Raw genomic sequence first — 20670 nt, 5'->3', positions numbered from 1 at the left:
CATTGAACTATTCATGCAAATAATATACTTCATAACCCAAAACTAAGAATTCATTACCCTTATCTAATAACCCCTAACTCATAACGCCTAACTCATAACACATAATTAATGAATGCAGTAGCCATTTTCGATATTGGAAAAACGAATAAAAAAGCCTTTTTATTTAATGAAAGTTATCAAATTGTCTGGGAAAACTCAGTAAATCTTGAAGAAACAGTTGATGAAGATGGATTTCCATGCGAAGATATTGTAGCACTAAAAGATTGGTTTTTGAGTTGTTGGGAACAAATGAAATCGCAAACTCAATTCAATCTAAAAGCAGTAAATTTTAGTACTTATGGTGCTAGTTTTGTTTACATTGACGAAGATGGAAATCCTTTAACGCCTTTGTACAATTATCTAAGACCTTATCCTGAAAAGCTTAAAAATAAATTTTATACTAAATACCAGGGAGAAGAAGTTTTTGCAGTAAAAACGGCTTCTCCGGTTTTAGGGAGTTTAAATTCTGGAATGCAAATTTACCGCTTGAAAAAAGAAAATCCTGAGGTTTTTGATAAGGTAAAATACTGTTTGCATTTGCCACAATACATGAGTTTTCTTTTAACTAAAGAAGGTTTTACTGATATTACAAGTATTGGATGTCATACTAATCTTTGGAATTTCAATAAAATGAAATACCACAAATGGATTAGAAAGCAAAACATAACCGAGAAGTTAGCTCCAATTCATAGTTCTGAAGATGCTGTTATTATCGAAAATGATATTGCAGTTGGAATTGGTTTACACGATAGTTCATCCGCTTTGATTCCTTATATTATCAATTTTGAAGATCCTTTCGTGTTGTTATCAACAGGAACTTGGGTGATTACAATGAACCCTTTTAATGATAAAAAGCTTAATTTTGAGGAATTGCAAAATGACTGTTTGTGTTTCTTGCAATACAAAGGAAAACCCGTTAAGGCTTCCCGTTTATTTGCAGGAAATGAGCATGAAATTCAATCGTTAAAATTGGCAAAACATTTTGATGTAGCTGTTGATTCATACAAACAGGTGCTTTATGACAAAGCTATTATTACTGAATTGAGAGCTAAATTTCAACAACATACTAAAGGAGATCATAAAATTCTAAAAGATTGTCCTTTTAATAAAAGAGATTTATCTAATTTTGAAAATTATGATGAAGCCTACCACCAGTTAATGTTAGATTTGATTGCACAACAAATTGTTTCGACTAATTTAGTGATTCACAACAGTCCAGTAAAAAAAGTCTTTGTTGACGGAGGTTTTAGTAAAAATTCAATTTACATGAATTTATTAGCCGAAGCTTTCCCAACAATGGAAGTTTATGCGGCATCCATGGCACAAGCCAGTTCATTAGGAGCCGCCTTAGCCATTCATAAGAATTGGAATACAAAACCAATTCAAAATGATTTAATTGATTTAAAATTTTACAAACATTAATATAAAATATGCCTATCACCATTCCACTTAAAAAGAATATTGATAGGCAATTTTACTTAAAGTGTTTAATAATAAATAAAACCCTATGAAATGAGCATGAACTTAAATTGGATGCAAGTTCCAATAGTTATTATGCAAATTACATATGACCTTTGAAAAAAAATAAAAATCAGCATATGAAAGTTGGACTTTTTATACCTTGTTATGTGGATCAATTTTATCCACAAATAGGTATTGCAAGCTTAGAGTTATTAGAAAAATTTGGATGTGAAGTAAGTTTTCCAATGGATCAAACTTGCTGTGGCCAACCAATGGCTAATAGTGGTTACTCCCATTTGACTAAAGGATGTGATACTAATTTTGTGAATAATTTTTCTGAATTTGATTATGTCGTTTGTCCTTCTGGAAGTTGTACCATGCATGTGAAGGAACACCTTCATTCTAAAGAGAATGAAGCTGCTGCTACTCATATTAGAAACAATGTGTACGAACTAACAGAATTTCTAACGGATATATTAAAAGTAGAAACGATAGAAGGAAATTTTCCTTATAAAGTAGGAATGCACCAAAGTTGTCACGGTCAACGCGGATTGAAGCTTTCGCAAATGAGTGAATTGAATGCCGCTCCTTTTTCTAAACCCAATCAACTTTTGAGTTCTATTAAAGGTTTAGAATTAGTTTCTTTAAGCAGAAAAGATGAGTGTTGTGGTTTTGGAGGTACTTTTTGTGTTACCGAAGAAGCAGTTTCAGTAAAAATGGGACAAGACCGTATTGAAGATCATAAGGAACACAACGTAGATTATATTACAGGAGGAGATATGTCATGCTTAATGCATTTAGAAGGAATTCTAAGAAGGCAAAAAAGCAATATTAAAGTAATTCACATTGCAGAAATTTTAAACTCAATATGAAAGAAAATTCAATAGATCATAGTCACGCAGCGGCTATTTTTAATAAAGATGTAGAACGTGTAAACTGGCATGATCAAACGCTTTGGTTTGTTCGTTCAAAAAGAGATAAATCAGCTCATGCTATCCCAGAATGGGAAGCGCTTCGTGAGACTGCTTCGAATATTAAAAATAATGTGCTTTCTAATATGCATCATTATTTGCAGGAGTTTGAGGCTAAAGCTAAAGAAAACGGAATTATTGTGCACTGGGCTGCTGATGGAGACGAACACAATAAAATAGTACATTCAATTATTGCTAAGCATGGTGTTACCCAAATGGTAAAATCAAAATCAATGCTTACAGAAGAATGCCATTTGAATGAATATCTAGCAGATAATGGAATTGAAGTAATTGATTCCGATTTAGGGGAGTTTATTGTTCAATTAAGAAAAGAGCCGCCAAGTCATATCGTATTGCCTGCTATTCACCTTAAAAAAGAAGATGTAAGTGATACTTTTCACGAACACCTTGGAACAGAAAAAGGAAATAACAATCCGCAATATTTAACCGAAGCAGCTCGAAAAGAATTAAGAGATACGTTCTTAACTCGAAAAGTAGCACTTACCGGAGTAAATTTTGCAGTTGCTGAAACAGGTGAATTTGTGGTTTGTACCAATGAAGGAAATGCCGATATGGGAGCGCATCTCGCTGATGTTCACATTGCCTGTATGGGATTTGAGAAATTAATTCCACAGCGTAAACATCTTGGAGTATTTCTGAGACTTTTAGCCAGAAGTGCTACAGGACAACCCATTACTACTTTTTCTAGTCATTTTAAAAAACCTAGAGAAGGGCAGGAAATGCACATTGTTATTGTGGATAATGGTAGAAGCACACAATTAGGACGTGAAGAGTTTAGAAATTCTCTAAAATGTATTCGTTGTGGTGCTTGTATGAATACGTGTCCAGTGTACAGAAGAAGTGGTGGACACAGTTACCACAATGCAGTAGCTGGGCCTATCGGTTCTATTTTAGCACCTAATTTAGACATGAAAAAGAATGCCGATTTACCTTTTGCAAGTACCTTATGTGGTTCTTGTACTAATGTATGTCCGGTAAAAATTGATATCCATGACCAATTGTATAAATGGCGTCAGGTTTTAGTTAAGGAAGGTTATACGCCAAGTTCTAAAACGATTGCCATGAAAGGAATGTCGGCTGTTTTAGCAAATCCTACGGTATTTAAAATTGCTGGAAAAGCAGGAAGATTTGTAATGAAGAATTTGCCTTTTATGGTCAACAATAATCTTAACGCATGGTATAATCAAAGAGAAATGCCAGCACCTCCAGAAGAATCATTTAGAGAATGGTATGCTAAAAAAGCAAAAGAATCTAAAGACAAAAAATAATGAGTAGTAGAGATAGTATTTTAAACAAAATCAAAAACAACCAACCTACATCAGTAAACGAATTGCCTGGTCTTAGTTTTTTAGGATTAGACAAAATTGATGCAATTGAAACCTATAAAACAGTACTAAAAGGTATTGGTGGATTTTGTGAAGAAGTGAGTAGTTTAGACGATGTAAAAGCCTACATTGCTACGCATTATCCAGCAGATAAAAGGAAGATTACTACCATTCCGGAATTAGCTGATATTGCTGAAACTGAATGGACAAATGATGATCCACATAGTTTGCAAAATGTAGAGTTAGCCGTTATAAAAGCCCATTTTGGTGTTGCTGAAAATTCAGCACTTTGGGTAACAGATGCTATTTTAGGACAAAGAGTTTCTCCATTTATTCCGCAATATTTGGCTATCATTGTCAATAAAAAAGATATTGTAGCTACGATGCAGCAAGCCTATGAACACATTGGAAATCTAGATTATGGTTTTGGAACTTTTATAGCAGGACCTTCTAAAACTGCCGATATTGAGCAATCATTAGTTCTTGGAGCGCATGGTGCCAGAGGATTGACCGTTTTTTTGATGGAATAATTGTTTGTTGAAACCATTAAGAAATTAAGGTAATTTAAGTTTTATTTTAAACTTACTTTAAAAATAAATAAGCCGACAAGTTTTTTAAAGACTGTCGGCTTTGTTTTTTAATGTTCGAAATTTTAACTCTTAATTTTTCTAAATTTCTTAATGGTTTAATTTTTTTTATTCTTTTATTTTTTCTAAAGAAACTGCGTTGATGCAATAGCGCAAACCGCTTGGTTCTGGTCCATCAGGAAATGTGTGACCTAAATGCGCATCGCAAATATTGCAAACACATTCGATACGAATCATTCCAAAACTAACATCTTTATTGTAAGCTACATTTTCAATAACTAAGGGTTGCGTAAAGGACGGCCAACCTGTTCCGCTTTCAAATTTAGTTGTAGCGTCGAAAAGAGGAGTTTTACAACATTTGCAAGCATATTTTCCTGGTTCAAAAAGACTGCATAATTCGGAACTGTGTGCTCTTTCAGTACCTTTTTGGCGAGTTACATAAAATTCTTCATCTGTTAATTCAGCTTTCCATTCTGCAGCTGTTTTTTCAACTCGTTTTGGAGGAGTAGGATTGCCATGTGTGGCATATTTTATAAGGTCGTTCCAGTTTAGCATAGTATTTTATTTAAGATAGACTGCTACAAATTTTGCCAGTGGCGCCATTCGGGCTTTGTTTAATTGTAAAGTATCGTTTTTTACTGTGTAATTATCTACTGTTTCTAAAATATTAAAAAAATCAGATTCTACAGTTGGTTGTAAACATGCCATTCTGGTAGCCCCAATTTTAGAGAAAGAAATACGGTTGACATCGGTTTGTAAACTGTAGGTTCCAAAAAAAGAATTACAGCCGCCATTTCCTGTTACTCTATTCTCTTCTGATTTTAAAATGAGATGCGGTTCTTTAGAAGCAAAATTTTCAGCAGTTACTTTTTGACCATTAATTTCGATTAATTTCCAATATTTTTCTACTATTTGCGTAGATTCTTTAGGAAAAATGGTGTTTTCTGAAGTCGTTTTTTTACTGGTGCAACAAGAAATAAATAGTAGTGATAAAAAAAACAAACTAATTGTAGTGAGAAAGTGTTTCATTTTTGAATTTAATAGGAGATTACATTTGGGAATAATTTTAGTAGTAGGAGTTGAAAATAGAATTCCCAATCTTTACTGCTTTTACAAAGATAAAAAAGCATTTACACATTCGTTGTTTATAATTTCCCAATTTTTCCTAATTAATTGATTGCTGTTATTTGCCTATATTTGATTCTTGATAAATAAGTAAAAATAAGGATGAAGCATTTATTTAAAGCCAAATTAAACTGGGATTCCATTTCTAAAGAAGTAACTACGGATTCAAAAAGCTACGCTAAAACACATCAAATTGTTATTGATGGAAAAGCAATATTAAATGTTTCGGCAGCTAAAGCTTTCAAAGGTGATCCAGGTTTGTACAATCCAGAAGATTTGTTGTTGAGTAGTGTGGTTTCTTGCCACATGATGTCGTATTTGTATGTTTGCTTACAAAACGATATCACGGTAGTTTCTTATCAAGATAATGCAGAAGGAACTCTGGAAGTTTTAGAAAATGGTTCGGGACGCTTTATAGAAATACGATTAAATCCTAAGATAATCATCAAAGAGAAAGAAAAAATTGAGGAAGCTATACATTTGCACACAAAAGCAAACGAACTTTGTTTTATAGCGAATTCATGTAACTTCCCAATTTTGCATTTTCCAATTTGCGAAGTCGTATAGCTTAGAAATTATTTATAAAAAAAGGCTTGTAATCAGAAGATTTACAAGCCCTTTTAGCATTAAGCGTAATGGTTTAAAATTTATATGTAACACCCAGTCTTACATTTCTAGGAGCTTCAGTTTGCCAGTAATAAGCATTGATGTTGCCATTCCCAGACGAATAGAAAGAACCATTGTATAAGTATTCGTTCAGGATATTAAACATATTAGCAGTGAATTTTAAATTTCCTGTTTCATACGATACACCACCATCCATTTTGAAATAATTGGGTAATTTTTCAAGACCTGTTCCCCAGTTATCGGTTAAACGACCAACAAGATACGTTCCACCAATAGAAGCTCCTAATCCTTTTAGTTTTCCGTTTGTCAAAGTATAATTTAACCAAGCGTTAGAAGTGTGTTTAGCAAAACCAGGGACAGTTGATCCCACAATAATAACAGGTACATTTGATTGATTTACAATAGCTTCTGTAAAAGCATAGTTCGCGATAAGATTTAAACCTTCAGTAATTTTTCCTCTTATATCAAACTCAGTTCCGCGAGCTCTTTTTTCGCCTAGAACTACACTGAAATTTTGTCCTGCAGTATTGGTTGGGTCTGATGTTAGTTCATTTTTCTTCAAGATGCTATAAACAGATACAGTTGTACTCCATGCTCCGTCAAACCAGTCTTTTTTGATTCCGAATTCAACATTGTTACCCGTTAAAGGTTTTACTTTATCTCCATTTTTAATAATTCCTGATTGAGGAGAAAAAGCCTGGTCATATAAACCATAAATAGCCGTACTTGGAGTAATTGAAAAACTTACACCCGCACGAGGTGTAATATGACTGTCTTCTATGGTTTGTCCCCAATTTGTCTGGCTTAACCAAGTATATCTAGCGGCAACTGTTACTCTAAGTTTATTTTCAAAAAATCCTAATTCATCCTGAATATAACCCGCGGCATATTTTGAACTCATTAATCCTCCGGCTCTTTCTTTTAGTGGAGTTTCACGATCAAAATTAGGCATTCCGTTAGCAGGAGTTCCATAATTAGGTGCGAAAATATTAAATGGATTATCAAAAGTATCCAGATTATGTGATTGTCCCCAATCGGCCATATAATCTTTATTTCCTAAATCGATTCCTCCCAATAATTTATGAGAAACTGTTCCTGTATTGAATTTTCCATTAACAAATAGTTGTCCTAAATACATATTGCTTTCAGCATCCCAAATAGCAACATTTCGAATAATTTCGCCAGTTGCTAAATCTGCTGTTGGTCCTACCGCTGTTGGCCAAGAACTATAACCTTCTTGTAAATAATTAAAATAAGAAGTTTGGGCTGTCAGTTTCCAATTGTCATTAAAATTATGTTCAAACAAGAAATACCCACTGTGATCATTGATTTTAGTATCTGGTAAACCCGGTTGAGTCATCGTAAAATCAATAGGCATAGTACCATAACCTTGATTATCGGGACCAAATATATAATACGAACCTACTTCAGTCATATTCGCTCTTTGATAGTTGTATTCAGCCGTAATTTTTGTTTTATCATCCAGTTGATAGGAGATGACAGGTGCAATTACGTAACGATCGTTATGTTCAAAATGACGATGCGAACCTTTGTTTTGTCCCATTGCATTAAAACGATACAATAATTTTCCTTTTTTATCCAGTTTTCCGTCTAAGTCGATACTGGCTCTGTAAAAGTCATAACTTCCGCCTATTACATTCACTTCACCTTTTGTAATACCCGTTGGTTTTTTAGTTACCACATTGTAAAGTCCGCTTGGATCTCCACTAGAAAGCATAAATCCAGCTGGTCCTTTTACAAATTCTATATGATCTACAAAACTCATATCTTCGGTGAGTGGTCCCCAGAAAGAAGACACTACATTAAAACCATTACGAAAAGCTTGTATTTGGGAACCTCTCATAGTAATATTGGTATACAAATCGCCCCAGTGTTCTAAACGCACAGCGCCACTCACATTTCTAATTACACCATCACTCATACTGGTAATTTGTTGGTCTTTTAATGTTTGACCACTAATAATCTGAATGTTTTGTGGAATTTCTAATACCGGAGTATTCAAACGCAAGGATAACGAAGGATTGTTTTGTTTGTATTTGCTTTTCTTTATAATAACTTCATTCAATTCCTGTTTATTCTCTTTAAGCCTGAAATTTCTAGTAAGAGTTTGATTACTGCTTACAGTAATAGTCTCTGTAATTGCTTTAATCCCTAAACCATTGATGCTTAAAATATAGTTTCCAGGTTTAAGATTTTTGAATTCATATTGACCACTAAAATTGGTAATGGTATTGTACTTTGTGTTTTTTAGAGCTACGGCAATGCTCTCTGCAGGACTATTATCACTAAGTGTGATTTTTCCATTAATCTTTCCCAAACCTTGGCTCATCATATTTATTGAAACCAAAAAAAGTAGTGCTAATAAAATTTTCTGTTGGTAAATTATCTTCATTTTTCCTTATTTAGAATTATTTTACAAATGTAAATGCTAATTTTTTCTTAAACAAATTATTTTTACTTATTCTAAATAAAAATAATTTAAAGGATTTAGTATGAAGAGTTAAAATTATTTTAATAAAAAAGATCGAATTCAAAATAAATGATTGGTAATATTAAAAGAAAAAGACTATAAAATTTAAAATTTACCGTTTAAACTATGTTGTATTTAGGTTTGGTATTAATTGTTTTATAGTTGTTTATGGTTTTGTATGATTATCTAATTACAAATGAAGATATTATTCCTGTTGAAAAGAGTATATTAGAGACACTTAATTTTTCAATATATCATTTGATTTTGTAATTTATTAATTAGAGAATTTTAAATAAAGAAACGATAAGGAGGAGTTTGGTTTAATTTAATAATCTATTAATTACTTTACTAATTATGCGTATTACTTTTCTGTAATAAGATGATTCAGAGTTAACAGAAACTTAAAATCAATAATTAGAGGCATCACAAAAGATTGTTTTCATTTGTTGCTATGAAAATGGATTTTAAATCAATGTCAGATGGAGAGCTACAAAACTTGCTTCAAAAGGGAAATAGATTTGCTTTTGAAGTGATTTTTGATAGGTATTGGAAAAGATTATATACTTATGCCTATAATATTTTTAAAGAAGAGGAAGTTTGTGAAGATATAGTTCAGGAAATCTTTATCAGTTTATGGAAAAATATAGCAACAGCAACAATATTAAATTTAGAATCCTACCTTTTTAGAGCCGTTAAATACAAAATAGCCAATCATATTCGAGATTTAAAATTTACAAAAGAACATATTGATGTTTTAGATAATATAGGTTCTTCCGCCACTACAGTTAATGATATCGAGTATAAAGATTTCGAAAAAGAAATCATGACTCACGTAAACGAACTTTCTCCTAAATGCAAAGAAGTATTTATGATGAGTAGGTTTGAAGATTTTTCCAATCAGGAAATTGCAACAAAACTGAACCTTTCCATCCATACTGTCGAAAAGCATATTAGTAATGCTTTAAAGAGTCTTCGTTCGACAATTGCTTCTCATTTGCACCAAATGTTTCTTTAATGTAATCAGATTAGTTCTTGTTTTAAGAAAAAGTTAAGACTAGAAAATCCACTACTTGTTTGTTCTATAAAATGTGACTTATAGTTAAAATCATATTATTTTGAACAAAGAACAATTTAAAATCATTGCAAAGAAATACTCCGAAAATCAGTGTAATGATCAGGAGAGAAGTATTGTAGAAGCATTTTTTAATGAAATGCAAAAAAGCCAAAGTGCAGATGTAGTGTTGCTTTCCAATAAGAAAAGGGAGAGAATATCCCGTGCAATAGATGCTCAAACAATTAAATCTACTAAAAAAACTTTTAGATTAAGAATACTGCAAGTTGCCGCTATTGCCGTTCTTTTTTTAGGAATTAGTTTTCTAATAAAACAATTCGCTACACCAAAAGAAATTATCCAAATAACAAATAGTGTAGAGAAGAAAGAAATCATTTTACAAGATGGAAGTATTGTGGTTTTAAATAGAAATAGTACTCTTTCTTATCCTGAAAAATTTGGAAATACGAGAAGCATTAAACTTACTGGCGAAGCATATTTTAAAGTCAAAAGGAATCCTAAAAAGCCATTTATCGTGACAATGCAGGATATGACTTTAGAGGTATTAGGGACTTCTTTCAATATCAATTCGTATGCTAAAAGTCCAACAAAAGTAAGTGTGCTCACAGGAATAGTGAATCTTAAATCTAATTCAGGGAAAAGTGTAATGCTGACTAAAAATCAACATGCCGATTTTGTTAATTCAGCTTTTCATGTCACAAAGGCAAAAAGCGTAGAGAAAATAGCTTGGACAAAAAATAATATAGTTTTAGAGCAGACAACATTAGGCGAAATTGCAAAAATTTTAGAAAACAGCTATAATGTTACGATTGATTTTGAAGATAATGAATTAGAAAAATTAATTATATCTGGAAAATTTAACGAAGAAAAATTAGAAAATATATTAGCAAGTATTGCTTTTGTTAAGAAATTAAAAATCGATTATTTAACTAAAAATCAAATTATTATAAGAAGAGATACAACGAATTATTAAAAAAACAAACCCGTTTCTGGTTGCAACAGAAACAGGTTTTAATTAAATGACTACAAAAAAATTATAGCCCATACTAATGATAACAATATTACAATTTTTAAATCAGTTATTAAAGAAAAAGTGTTTCCATTTATTTTTCACTTTCTTTATCTTAACTCCTCTATTTGCTTCAACAGCAATATCTTCTCTAAAGGAAATAAAAATTTCGTTAGACATTAAAAATGCCACAATTAAAGAAGTTTTCGATGCTATTGAACAAAGAAGCACATTGACATTTGTTTTTGACGAGCAAATAACACATACTTCTCAACATATTTCGATTAAAACACAAGAAGAAACTGTTGATAATGTGCTAAAATTAATCTCGAATAAAACGGGATTCAAGTTCAAAAAAATAAACAATACAATAAGTGTTATTAAGCCTAATCAGCAACAAAAAACAATTAAAGGAACTGTTGTAGATGAGCAAGGAATGCCTTTGCCAGGAGTTTCTATTATAGAGAAAGGCACTAAAAATAGTGGTATAACAGATATTGATGGAAATTTTAATTTATCTGTTATTAATCCAAATGCAATTTTAGAGATTTCTTTCATTGGATTTGAAACAAAGGAAATTAAAACAGCTGGATTAGCAGTGGTGAAAGTAACCTTAAAAATGGATTCTAAAGAACTCAATGAAGTTGTTGTTACCGCGCTAGGAATTAAGCGAGAAGAAAAACGTTTAGGTTTTAAGCAAGAGACTATAAAATCCGAAAGTTTAGCACAAACTACACCTAATAATTGGTCTTCGGGATTAAAAGGAAAAGTAGCGGGATTAAATATAATTTCTACGGGTTCAGGACCTTTAAATTCGCAACAAATTACTTTGAGAGGAAATAATTCATTAGACCCAAAAGGGAATTATGCACTTATTGTTGTTGATGGTGTGCCCATGAATACTGAAATGACTTCTGCTGGTTCAACAAGTGCTTATATGGGACAGGATTCCCCAATTGACTACGGAAATGGAATTTCAGATTTAAACTTAGATGACATAGAAAGTGTAACGGTTTTAAAAGGAGCTGGAGCAACAGCACTTTATGGAAATCGTGCTGCTAATGGTGCTTTGATTATCACGACTAAATCGGGTAAAAAAGCAAAGGGTTTAGGGATTACATTTAATTCAGGTGTAACTTTTGATGTTATCCAGAGATGGCCGGATTACCAATACAAATATGGTCAGGGAACAGGAAGATCATTTAATGCAGCAGGAAATCCTTATTATTCCTATGGTAGTTCAGAAGATGGAACAAGCACAGGAAGTACGAGTGCGGCATGGGGACCTGCATTTGAAGGACAATATTTTTATCAATACGATCCTACAACTGAAAGTCAATCTGCTGAGAGACAATTATGGAAACCTTACAAAGACAGTCGTAAAGATTTTTGGAGAACTGGTTTTACAATAAATAACAATGTTTCCTTACAAGGCGGAGATAAAAAGGGCTCCATGCGTGCTTCGTTTGGACATTCAAAAAACGAATGGATAATGCCTAATACTGGTTTTGAGCGTATTACTGCAGCAGTAAATGCAAACTATCAAATTTCGGATAAAATAAAATTAAATAGTTCTGTAAACTTTAATGATAGAAGTAGCGATAATTTGCCTTCCACAGGATATAACAATGGCTCGATTGCTTATTTTATGATTTTTCAACAACCTAATATTCCTTTAGATTGGTACAAACCAATTTGGGAAAAAGGAGAAGAAAATATCAATCAACTTCATCCTTTTAGTTCTTTTATAGATAACCCTTATCTTATTGCTTATAAAGCGACTAATTCATTAGAAAGCAATCAAATAGTAGGTAATTTATCAGCTACAATTGATTTTTCTCCAAATTTGAATTTAATGCTGCGTTCTTCTTTGAATACCTATACTCAAAACAGAGAACAACATAGACCTTATAGTATCAATCGATATGCGAAAGGATTTTTTAGCAGGCAGGATGTATCAAAAATGGAAACTAATTATGATTTTTTATTGACTTATAAAAAGAAATTTAGCGAAGCATTCTCTCTTTCTGCTTCATTTGGTGGAAACGCATTAAATTATAAGTATAAAAGTTTAAGCGCCAGTGTGGAAGGACTTGTAGTTCCCAATGTGTACAAGCTTTCTAATGGTATTAATATGCCAAATGTTTCTGTAGGAGACCGATATAAAAAAGTGAATAGTTTGTATGGATTGGTTTCTCTTTCGTATAAAGATGTATTATTTTTAGATATAACTGGTAGAAACGATAAGTCGAGTACGCTTCCTGAAGCAAATAATTCATTTTTCTATCCTTCGGTAAATACTAGTTTGATAGTATCTGAAATGGTTGACTTGCCTAAAAGTATTGATTTTTTAAAGTATAGATTTTCATTTGCTGAAGTAGGTAATGATACGGAACCGTACAGAACAAAAAAATATTACGATCAAAACACTTTTGCAAGTTCTGCAATATTACCATCGTTGCTATACAATGAAAATTTTAAACCCGAGATCACTACTAGTTTTGAAACAGGTTTTGAACTTTTGATGTTAAATAAAAGATTCAATTTTGACGCAACAGTTTATGAAAGTAGAACTAAAAACCAAATTATTAAAGTTCCACTAGACTGGAGTGTAGGATATAGCGATGCAATTTTAAACGCTGGAGAAGTTGGGAATCGTGGTATAGAGTTGATCTTTGGAGGAAAAATAGTTGACGGTAAAAATTTCAAATGGAAGACTTCATTTAATTGGTCTCGCAATTGGAATAAAGTAATGAATTTACCTGAAGGTATAAATGGTCAGCAGATAATTGGCGAAGGTGGTTCAGCATCAATTATTGCAAAAGTAGGAGGGAGTGCTACAGCAATCTACGGTTTTGGATTTGTTAGATCACCAGAAGGTGAAATTGTTTATGATGCAGCGGGATTACCAGCTTATCCAACAGAAATCCAATATATAGGTGATGCAAGTCCCGACTGGAGAGATGGTTTTGTAAATAATTTTACAATTGGAAACTTTACAATGGGCGTTACCATAGACGGTCAATATGGTGGTATCATTTATTCGCAAACGCATCATAAACTGGCAGAACAAGGAAAAATTACCTCCACTTATATGGGTAGAGAAGATGGATTCATAATTGGAGATGGAGTAGTCGCAAATAACGATGGTACTTATTCTCCAAATACTGTAAAAGCAGTCACTCCAGATTGGTATACACGTTATTACCGTAGAGCAAATGTGGAATCAAATTCATTTGATGCTTCTTTTGCCAAGTTACGTGAAGTAAGTTTACAGTACAATTTTCCTAAAAATTGGTTGAAAAGGACTAGCTTGGAATCTGTTCAATTTTCTGTTTTTGGAAGAGATTTGGCTATGATAAGTGATTTTCCAATTTATGATCCAGAAGCAGGGGCTCTAAATGGAGATACTATTTTGCCGGGTCTTGAAATGGGACAAATGCCTTCACCTGCAAGCTATGGTTTTAATTTAAAAGTAAATTTCTAATCTAAAATGATAATGAAAAAAATACACTATTTAGTAACAGCTTTAGCATTAGTTTTTATACTTAATGCGTGTTCAAGCGATTTTAAAGATGTTAATGATGATCCTAATAGAATTTCGGTCATTAGTCCAGGAACACTGTTGAATCCGATAATTTATGGTATTGCTTCACATAATGCAACCAGAAGCGCCGGTGTAACATTTGATTTAATGCAAGTTTCTCTTCCGTTTCCAAGTGTTTCAGGAGGTTTACACCGCTACGATGTTAGTCCTAATATAGGAAATTCTTCTTGGAATACTTACTATAAATATTTGGCTAATATTAATGAAATGCGAATAGCGGCACAAAAAGCAGGTGATGCAAATTATGAAGCCATTTCATTAACTCTTAATGCTCTTGTTTATTCTAATCTTACTGATTTGTTTGGACCCGTTCCAATGACTCAAGCAGTAAGAGCTGAAGATGGTATTTTATATCCAAAATACGATACTCAAGAGTTTATTTATGAAACCATTTTATCAGATTTAGAGAAAGCAAATGCGATGTATGATGCAAGAGCGATGATCTATTTTCAAGATATTTTGTTTGGTAATGATGTAAGTAAGTGGAGGAAATTCACTAATTCTCTTCACATGAGGTTGTTGCTAAGGATTTCAAACAGAGCAGAAACTAATGCTTTCAATAAGTTAAAAACAATGATAGAAGATCCTTTAAAGTATCCTGTTTTCACTACTACTGCAGAGTCGGCAATTTTACAAGTTACTGGAGTTACGCCTAATGTATCACCATGGGGAAGACCTCAAGATTTTCCATTAGGAGCTAAGATGGCTTCTTTTTTCATAGATAATCTTAATAGTTTTAATGATCCTAGAAGGAATATTATAGCTACAGTTGCAAGAGATTTACAAAATAAGAGTATTGGATATGTAGGTATTCCAAGTGGTTATGAAGGTGCTGACTCTCAATTTAAATATAATGCCTCTGGTTTATTGCAAGCACAAGTAGTGAATCCAATGCGGATATTTTTATTAACTTATGCTGAGGTCGAATTTATTAAGGCTGAGATGGGGCAACGTGGTTATATTGTTAATCCTGAATCTCACTATAAAAACGGAATTAAAGCGGCTATGGAACAATTAAAAGCAATTATTCCTACCAATTATTTTGATAACCCAATTGTACAATACAAAGGAACATTAGAACAAATAATGTTGCAAAAATACTATGCGCTGTATTTTACAGATTATCAACAATGGTTTGAATACCGTAGAACTGGTTTTCCTGTTCTGCCTACAACTTCTGCAATGGGAAATAATGGCATCATGCCTTCCCGATTTACTTTCCCTACAGACCAGCAATTGTACAATGTAGACAATTATAATGAAGCTGTAAAAATGATAGGAGAAGACACTATTAATACTAAAGTTTGGTGGGATAATTAAATAAATTATGAAAATGAAAAAAATACTGATTAGCAGTATCATACTGCTTTTTACACTAGCTGTTTCTGCTCAAAATACGGTAAAAGGTTTTGTTTTCGAAGATGCTAATGGAAACGGAAAAAAAGAAAAAAATGAAAAAGGAATTGCTAACGTTGCTGTTAGTAACGGTGTTGCCGTAGTGCTTTCGGATAATAAAGGTCAATATGAGTTGCCTCTTAAAAATGATGCTATTATTTCAATAATCAAGCCATCAGATTATAAAGTTCAAACGGATGAGAATAACAAACCTCAATTTTTTTACATCCACAAACCTTCGGGTTCTCCAAAAATGAAATTTGAAGGCGTTCAACCTACTGGTAAATTACCCAAATCAGTCGATTTTGGATTGATTCCTCAAAAGGAAGAAGAAGATTTTACCGCTCTTATTTTTGGAGATCCACAACCTTATAATTTAGAAGAAATTGATTATTTCTACAGAGGAATTGTTGCCGAAGTTGAAGGAATTAATAACGTTTCATTTGGTTTGAGCATGGGAGATTTGGTAGGAAATGATTTGAGTTTGTTTAATCCTTATATTCAAGCGGTAAAAAAAGTAGGCATTCCATGGTATAATCTTTTAGGAAACCATGACCTTAATTTTGACGCTACCCGTGATGATTTAGCTGATGAGACTTATGAAGCCCATTTTGGTCCTGCTAACTATGCTTTCAATTATGGCAAAGTACATTTTATTGTCATGGATGATGTTCTTTATCCAGATCCAAGAGACAGCAAAGGATATTGGGGCGGATTTACTCCTGAACAATTACAATTTATAGAAAATGATTTGCAATTTGTGCCTAAAAACAACTTGATAGTATTGGCTTTCCATATTCCAATAAGTGAGCCTGACACTAACGATGATTCGTTTAGAGATTCTGATAGGAACCAATTATTTTCTTTGTTAAAAGACTTTCCTAATACCTTGTCTTTGTCTGCACATACGCATTTGCAGCGTCAGGATTTTTTAGGCAAAGAACAAGGCTGGTTGCAAGATAAACCGCATCATCATTATAATGTGGGGACAACTTCAGGCGATTGGTATTCTGGTAAATTAGACGAAAAAGGAATTCCAATTGCTGTAATGAGAGACGGAACACCAAAAGGTTATGCTTTTATCCATTTCAAAGGCACTACCTATAATGTTGCATATAAAGCGGCAGGAAAAGAAAAAGAGCATCAAATGAATCTTTTTTTACCAAAGGTTGTAGCCCAAGGTAAGAGTACTAAATCTTCTTTATATGCCAATTTTTTTATGGGAAGTGAAAATGATCAATTGGTTTACCGAGTTGATAACGGAGAATGGAAAAATATGGAACGTGTTATTGAAGCAGATCCTTCTTATGTAGAATTAGTATATGAATGGGATTTGTCTGAGAAATTAATGCCTGGAAGAAGATCTTCTGATCCTTCAATTAGTACCCATGTTTGGAAAGGTAAAATACCAGCAAATCTAGAATTAGGAACTCATAAAGTGGAGGTTAAAGCTACTGATATGTTTGGAAATACGCATACGGCAACTGAAAGTTACCGAATAGATAGCATTAAATAATTATCAAAATGGATAAGAATGAATAGTTATAAAATAAGTTTTCTTTTACTGTTTTTTATGTTTCTTTATGGATGTAAAATAAAAGAGAATGTATTAGTAAAACAGCATGTTGAAATACAAGGACATCGGGGGGATCGCGGAAATTTCCCCGAAAATACAATTCCAGCTTTCTTGAGTGCTATTCGTAAAGGCGTAGATGTGATTGAAATGGATGTTGTGGTATCCAAAGATAAAAAAGTAGTAATTTCTCATGAAGCTTTTATGTCTTCATTGTATGTGCAAACTCCCGATGGTTCTGCTATTGCAAAAGAAAAAGAGAAATCATATAGTTTATATACAATGAATTACGATAGCATTAAAAAATTTGATAGTGGTTCAAAAGGAAATGCACTTTTTCCTCAGCAAAAAAAGTTAAAAACCTATAAGCCATTGTTAATAGAAGTAATTGATAGTGTTGAAAAAAGGATTGCTAATAATAAACACAAAAGAGTCACTTACAATATTGAAATTAAATCCGATAAAAAAGAATACGGTATAAGTCAGCCCCAACCTGAAGAATTTGTTGATTTAGTTATGAAGGTCATTCATGAAAAAAAGATTGAATCTTTCATGAATATTCAATCTTTTGATCCACATATTTTGAATGTTGTACACCAGAAATACCCAAACGTAAAAGTGGCTTTATTAACTGCTAAAGTAGGTATAAATAGAAACCTTAGTGAATTGACTTTTGTACCCCAAATTTACAGTCCCCATTATCAATTGGTAAATGCTGATTTTTTAGATTCGTTAAGGGCTAAACAAATTAAGGTTATCCCTTGGACAGTCAATACTAAAAAAGATATTCGAAAAATGCTGGATTTAAAAGTTGACGGAATAATAACTGATTATCCAGAACGAATATTGAATTGATTATCGAGGATTGTATCAAAAAAAACAGTAGTCAACCTAAGTTAACTACTGTTTTTTTTAATAAACTCTATTTAATTGGAGTTTTCTGAATTTTCAAATAAAAAAAGCCGTAAAATAAATCAACGAAGCTGCGACTAATTCTTAGCAACTGTTTAAGTAGTATCTAATCATTTTTTTTATGGATTAGTTATGGATCGTTTTGTGGAACAAACTTGATAATTCTCCAATCCATAAATCAAATAAATGGTCCAAAACAGAAAAATGGAAAGTAAAAGATGTTTTGATTTACTTTTTGCCACCGCATTCTCCAGAGTTATTTCTGATAGAAACTTTATGGAGAAGAGAAAAATACCAATGTTTAGCTTTTGATGCTTATTAGTCGTTCCCAAAACTCAAAGAAAAATTAAATTTTGTACTGACTAATTTCGTAATAAAACACCATATTAAGTTTTAACCGTTATTTGTATGATTTTATTTTACTTCGATAATTTTATTTTTTACACTAACACCATTTTCATTAAAAGCTTCAATTGTAAAATAATACTTGGTTTCTTTGTCTAAGCCTCTAAAATCATAAGAACTATCTTCATAAACCATTATGTTGTTGTATAATTTATCAGGAGCAATTCCGTAATAAATCGTATAACCAATGGCATCAGAATGCTTGTTCCAAGAAATCATTGCATTTCTGGAATCCTTGGCATTCCTGTTCACTTTGAATTGGGTAACCGGTTTTGGTTTCTCCATCAATCCGTTACCAAAAACCCTGAAATCCGAAACGGCAAACAAACCTGAAGCATTGTGGATATTAACCATTTTTATGTAACGCGCTTTAATTGGTTTTATCAACTCCACATAATCATGAGGAATGTCTTTGTCATTTTTCGATTTGTCAATTACCAATGTCCAGTTTTGAGCATCATCAGACATGAAAATTTTATACTGATAATATATATCCATCGCTTTGTTGTACTGAGTGGCTTTATGATCTGCATAGTTAATTTGTAAAGCGTTGATTTCCATTTTTCTTCCTAAATCGATCTGAAGCCATTCACCTGGATTTCTTGTTTTTGCAGACCAATAGGTTTGAATATTTTCATCTGTTAAGTTTTCTGCACCATAACAGAATTTTTCATAGACTTTTTTGCCGCCATTGTCTACCCGATGCGTTTGAATTTCCATACATTCTTCTGAAGAAGAAACTGTGACTGTTTTTTTATACGAAAGTAACATCCAGCCAGAGGAAGCTCCTTTTTCATGATTTCGTTTTTGAGTTGGAAGTACGATTGGAAAATCGCCATAAGAGGTGTTAGAATACATAACATCATCCTTATCAAATCCTGCGGGAAACATATCAATTCGACGCTCAAAACGATCTTTTATCGAGATTTTACAAGTTCCAGTATTCCAATAATTACCGTAATTATCGGCAAAAGTGTTTCCGTGACCCGCTCCAATTACAAATCCACCGGGTTTATAGGACATTGGATTGTGTTTTTGGTATGTGAAAGGCCCCAGCGGATGATTGCCAACATGAACACCGTTTGCATAGCCCTTAAATTCAGTTGCAGGAGCTCCGTATTGCATGTAATATTTACCATTGTGTTTGGTCATCCATGCTCCCTCAATAAAGTTACCCCAAGGTGCAGGTTCCATATCATTGTTGGCACCAAAACGTTCCCATCCATGAGAAGTAGGATCTAAACCAACCACTTCCTTTATTTCCCCATAAGGTCTTTGAATATCTTCAACTTCTGTAGCTTTATATAATTCTGCATAATCAGCCTGATTTCCTTTTGGAAGCCATGTTTTATAATCTACTTCGACACCTACTAGAGGCAATTTTCCACTTGAACCGTAGTACATATACACTTTTTTATCATCATCCTGAAAAATAGCAGGATCCCAGGTTGGTAATAGGGCTGTGTCAACGTGTCGTAACCATCTTCCTGATTTTGGATCAGCTGTTTTCCATATTGGATGATCTCTTTTCCAGGTAGAACCTACATAAAATAAGGTGTCATTTACTACCCAGGCAGCTGGTGCGCATTGGTCATCATCTGCTGGTCGTCTTTGGAAACTACCGTATACAAATTTCCAATCAGACAGATCCTTACTCCAAAAAAAACCAGCCTGATTAGTCGCAAATAAATAATATTCCCCCTTAAAAGTAATGATAACAGGATCGGCACTTGAACGACGGGATTCTGGAATACCATTATGATTTTCAGTAGTATAATTGTAGCCAATATTGATTGGGTTACAATAAGTAGTTGCGGGTTTATTTGGGTCGAACCAGTCTGTTTTTCCATGTTCATTCTGTGCTGATGTCTTGAAATTAAAACCAATCAATAACAGTAAAAGCAGAATTGAATATGTTTTTTTCATTTTTATCTTTTATATTTTTTTAGAGAACTAAATCGTAATCTTGAGATTCCTACGGAATGACAAACTTTGTGTGCAAAAAAATCAAAACTTTGTCATTAAAAAAAGCCCTTCGTTAACCAATACG

General features: G+C 32.8%; 16 protein-coding genes. 12 read left to right on the top strand and 4 right to left on the bottom strand.

Going from position 1 to position 20670, the window contains the following annotated elements:
- The first annotated feature begins 108 nt into the window (after positions 1-108).
- The 4 genes from AAGV28_RS07825 to AAGV28_RS07810 all read left to right on the top strand — a co-directional run bounded on the left by AAGV28_RS07825 (position 109) and on the right by AAGV28_RS07810 (position 4347).
- On the top strand, positions 109-1461 hold the full coding sequence (locus AAGV28_RS07825; protein ID WP_373406264.1) for an FGGY-family carbohydrate kinase: 1353 nt from the start codon (positions 109-111) through the stop codon (positions 1459-1461).
- A gap of 176 nt (positions 1462-1637) precedes the next feature.
- On the top strand, positions 1638-2372 hold the full coding sequence (locus AAGV28_RS07820; RefSeq protein WP_373406263.1) for a (Fe-S)-binding protein: 735 nt from the start codon (positions 1638-1640) through the stop codon (positions 2370-2372).
- Complete coding sequence (locus tag AAGV28_RS07815) at positions 2369-3760, top strand: lactate utilization protein B (RefSeq protein WP_373406262.1); 1392 nt, start codon at positions 2369-2371, stop codon at positions 3758-3760. The genes AAGV28_RS07820 and AAGV28_RS07815 overlap by 4 nt, the downstream gene beginning before the upstream one ends.
- On the top strand, positions 3760-4347 hold the full coding sequence (locus tag AAGV28_RS07810; protein ID WP_373406261.1) for a LutC/YkgG family protein: 588 nt from the start codon (positions 3760-3762) through the stop codon (positions 4345-4347). The genes AAGV28_RS07815 and AAGV28_RS07810 overlap by 1 nt, the downstream gene beginning before the upstream one ends.
- A gap of 165 nt (positions 4348-4512) precedes the next feature.
- Here the strand turns inward: AAGV28_RS07810 and msrB are convergent, their stop codons facing one another.
- Positions 4513-4959 (bottom strand): peptide-methionine (R)-S-oxide reductase MsrB, encoded by a 447-nt coding sequence (msrB, locus tag AAGV28_RS07805; RefSeq protein ID WP_373406260.1) that lies wholly within the window; start codon positions 4957-4959, stop codon positions 4513-4515.
- A 6-nt stretch (positions 4960-4965) separates the two neighbouring features.
- Entirely contained in the window at positions 4966-5433 is a 468-nt protein-coding gene (locus tag AAGV28_RS07800; RefSeq protein ID WP_373406259.1) for an META domain-containing protein, read from the bottom strand.
- A 198-nt stretch (positions 5434-5631) separates the two neighbouring features.
- Here AAGV28_RS07800 and AAGV28_RS07795 point away from each other — a divergent pair, with 198 nt between their 5' ends.
- Entirely contained in the window at positions 5632-6096 is a 465-nt protein-coding gene (locus tag AAGV28_RS07795; protein WP_373406258.1) for an OsmC family protein, read from the top strand.
- Between the two features lie 73 nt (positions 6097-6169).
- Here the strand turns inward: AAGV28_RS07795 and AAGV28_RS07790 are convergent, their stop codons facing one another.
- Positions 6170-8569 (bottom strand): TonB-dependent siderophore receptor, encoded by a 2400-nt coding sequence (locus AAGV28_RS07790; protein ID WP_373406257.1) that lies wholly within the window; start codon positions 8567-8569, stop codon positions 6170-6172.
- Positions 8570-9104: 535 nt separating this feature from the next.
- Between AAGV28_RS07790 and AAGV28_RS07785 the strand changes: the two genes are divergently transcribed.
- From AAGV28_RS07785 to AAGV28_RS07755, 7 genes are all read left to right on the top strand, one after another.
- Positions 9105-9662 (top strand): RNA polymerase sigma-70 factor, encoded by a 558-nt coding sequence (locus AAGV28_RS07785; protein WP_373406256.1) that lies wholly within the window; start codon positions 9105-9107, stop codon positions 9660-9662.
- A 100-nt stretch (positions 9663-9762) separates the two neighbouring features.
- The gene (locus AAGV28_RS07780) at positions 9763-10692 is read left to right on the top strand and encodes a FecR family protein (RefSeq protein WP_373406255.1); all 930 of its coding nucleotides are present in this window, start codon (positions 9763-9765) and stop codon (positions 10690-10692) included.
- Between the two features lie 76 nt (positions 10693-10768).
- Positions 10769-14215 carry a SusC/RagA family TonB-linked outer membrane protein gene (locus AAGV28_RS07775; protein ID WP_373406254.1) on the top strand — a complete coding sequence of 1149 codons (3447 nt, stop codon included), beginning with the start codon at positions 10769-10771 and terminating at the stop codon, positions 14213-14215.
- A 12-nt stretch (positions 14216-14227) separates the two neighbouring features.
- Positions 14228-15655, top strand: coding sequence for a SusD/RagB family nutrient-binding outer membrane lipoprotein (locus tag AAGV28_RS07770; RefSeq protein ID WP_373406253.1), 1428 nt, complete (start codon positions 14228-14230; stop codon positions 15653-15655).
- Positions 15656-15668: 13 nt separating this feature from the next.
- Entirely contained in the window at positions 15669-17246 is a 1578-nt protein-coding gene (locus AAGV28_RS07765; RefSeq protein ID WP_373406252.1) for a calcineurin-like phosphoesterase C-terminal domain-containing protein, read from the top strand.
- An 18-nt stretch (positions 17247-17264) separates the two neighbouring features.
- Positions 17265-18158, top strand: coding sequence for a glycerophosphodiester phosphodiesterase family protein (locus AAGV28_RS07760; protein ID WP_373406251.1), 894 nt, complete (start codon positions 17265-17267; stop codon positions 18156-18158).
- A 199-nt stretch (positions 18159-18357) separates the two neighbouring features.
- On the top strand, positions 18358-18537 hold the full coding sequence (locus tag AAGV28_RS07755) for a transposase (RefSeq protein ID WP_373406250.1): 180 nt from the start codon (positions 18358-18360) through the stop codon (positions 18535-18537).
- A 92-nt stretch (positions 18538-18629) separates the two neighbouring features.
- Here AAGV28_RS07755 and AAGV28_RS07750 read toward each other — a convergent pair whose 3' ends face one another.
- Positions 18630-20546, bottom strand: a complete 1917-nt coding sequence (locus AAGV28_RS07750) for a discoidin domain-containing protein (RefSeq protein WP_373406249.1) — start codon at positions 20544-20546, stop codon at positions 18630-18632.
- Positions 20547-20670 lie beyond the last annotated feature (124 nt).

The organism is Flavobacterium zubiriense, from assembly GCF_041729725.1.
Taxonomy (GTDB): domain Bacteria; phylum Bacteroidota; class Bacteroidia; order Flavobacteriales; family Flavobacteriaceae; genus Flavobacterium; species Flavobacterium zubiriense.
This window is presented reverse-complemented; position numbering and strand designations above follow the sequence as displayed.